Here is a 1,838-nt window from a genome sequence, read left to right as displayed (position 1 = left end):
TCTAACGCGATTTTGGGCGATTCGGCAGCTGGCGAGTACCTTGATACCATGGGTCTGCCTGCGGAAGACTATAACTCTTACGCGACCCATCGCGGCGACCACTTAACGGCGCAGCGTGCGACCTTTGCTAACCCTAAATTGCTAAATGAGATGGTACGCGACGAGAACGGTGACGTTATCCAAGGCTCGTTGGCTCGCGTTGAGCCAGAAGGTCAGGTCATGCGCATGTGGGAAGCGATTGAAACCTATATGAACCGCGAGCAGCCGCTAATCATCATCGCAGGCGACGGCTATGGTCAAGGCTCAAGCCGTGACTGGGCTGCCAAAGGTGTGCGTTTGGCAGGGGTTGAAGTCGTGGTCGCAGAAGATTTTGAACGTATCCATCGTCAAAACTTGGTCGGTATGGGCGCACTCCCCTTACAATTTAAAGAAGGGGTCAATCGTAATACCCTAAATATCGATGGTACTGAAATATTCGATATCGAAGGCGAAGTATCTGCTCGTGGTGAGATGACGTTAGTGATTCACCGTAAAGACGGCAGCGTTGATAAAGCACCCGTTATCTGCCGTTTAGATACCGCTGATGAAGTCAAAATGTATAACGCTGGCGGTATGCTCCAGCGCTTTGCCAAAGAGTTTATCGATGGCACGCTAGATATTGCGTAATCCACATGAATTTTGAGTAATCAAAGAGCCGATGTTGTATAAATTATACGGCATCGGTTTTTTACCATCGCTACATTGAAACCTTTACCTTAATGGCGTAACATGTACAATTAATTGTACAAATAAAGGAGTCTGTGATGAGAGTAATCAGTTTTTCAGAAGCCAGAAAGCATCTAAAATCTGTTTTTGACATGGTTAGTGATGATGCCAATGCTACTATTATTACCCGCCGAGATGCGGATGATGCTGTCGTCATGTCCCTTGATTATTATAATAGCTTGATGGAAACCGTCTATTTATTAAAATCTCCTGCTAATGCAGCTCACTTAGCAAAATCAATTGCGCAGTATCAAGCTGGCAAGACAGCAGTGCGTGATTTAATAGATAGTGAAGATGTAGAGGACGCTGATAGTTATTCAAGCGATGAAACCGATGCTTAATACTACTGCGAGTAAAAGCTATGAATGAACAGCTAGCATGGACGGATGCCGCTTGGAAAGATTATCTATATTGGCAAACGCAAGATAAAAAAACCCTTAAACGCATCAATAAGTTAATCACAGAGTGTAAACGCAATCCATTTGAGGGCATCGGCAAGCCCGAACCTTTAAAAGAAAATCTATCAGGATTTTGGTCTAGGCGCATTGATGATGCCAATCGATTGGTCTATACCGTCGATGATAATTATCTGACGATAATCTCATGTCGTTATCATTATTAGAACCTAAATTTTACTGATGCAAAACCCTATTTTATTTCAATTGATAATTAACACTAGGCATAGAAAATATGGATATAAATTTCTTTGAAGAAGAATTGTTAAAAATAGATTCTGAAGATAATCTAATAGATTTTTGTAGAAAACTAGTTCTACATGGTATTCCATATGTTTTCGAAAACAAAGAAAGTGACTACTATGAATTTCGGAAAAAAATAGCATTACATTTTAAGGTCTCATTTCATGAAGTGTATATTACGGGATCGGGTAAACTAGGTTTCAGTCCTTTTAAGAAAACAGAATTTAGTTTAGATTCTGATATTGATGTTGCGATAATATCTGCTAGATTATTTGATTCAATAATGCTCGATATAAGTAATTTTCAATACAATAAAAGAGATATAGTCAGTTCAAAATAAAATTGTTATGCCTTGGACAAAGATCATAAAACAAT

Annotated in this window: 3 protein-coding genes and 1 pseudogene; all 4 read left to right on the top strand. The window is 39.9% G+C overall.

Annotated elements, in window-relative coordinates:
• A pseudogene (locus tag V7D75_RS03580) lies at positions 1-666 on the top strand (Fe/S-dependent 2-methylisocitrate dehydratase AcnD); the annotation flags it as partial.
• Between the two features lie 137 nt (positions 667-803).
• A complete protein-coding gene (locus tag V7D75_RS03575) occupies positions 804-1,106 on the top strand; it encodes a type II toxin-antitoxin system Phd/YefM family antitoxin (protein ID WP_333613438.1) in 303 nt (100 codons plus the stop codon).
• Positions 1,107-1,126: 20 nt separating this feature from the next.
• Complete coding sequence (locus V7D75_RS03570; protein ID WP_333613437.1) at positions 1,127-1,387, top strand: Txe/YoeB family addiction module toxin; 261 nt, start codon at positions 1,127-1,129, stop codon at positions 1,385-1,387.
• A 68-nt stretch (positions 1,388-1,455) separates the two neighbouring features.
• Positions 1,456-1,803, top strand: coding sequence for a hypothetical protein (locus V7D75_RS03565; RefSeq protein ID WP_333613436.1), 348 nt, complete (start codon positions 1,456-1,458; stop codon positions 1,801-1,803).
• Positions 1,804-1,838: the final 35 nt, after the last annotated feature.

The sequence above is a fragment of the Psychrobacter sp. genome, from assembly GCF_036731945.1.
GTDB lineage: Bacteria > Pseudomonadota > Gammaproteobacteria > Pseudomonadales > Moraxellaceae > Psychrobacter.
This window is presented reverse-complemented; position numbering and strand designations above follow the sequence as displayed.

What these genes read in the sequence shown, in the direction of transcription:
- V7D75_RS03565 (WP_333613436.1), top strand. Translation starts at nt 1,456, where the DNA reads ATGGATATAAATTTCTTTGAAGAAGAATTGTTAAAAATAGATTCTGAA.
- V7D75_RS03575 (WP_333613438.1), top strand. Translation starts at nt 804, where the DNA reads ATGAGAGTAATCAGTTTTTCAGAAGCCAGAAAGCATCTAAAATCTGTT.
- V7D75_RS03570 (WP_333613437.1), top strand. Translation starts at nt 1,127, where the DNA reads ATGAATGAACAGCTAGCATGGACGGATGCCGCTTGGAAAGATTATCTA.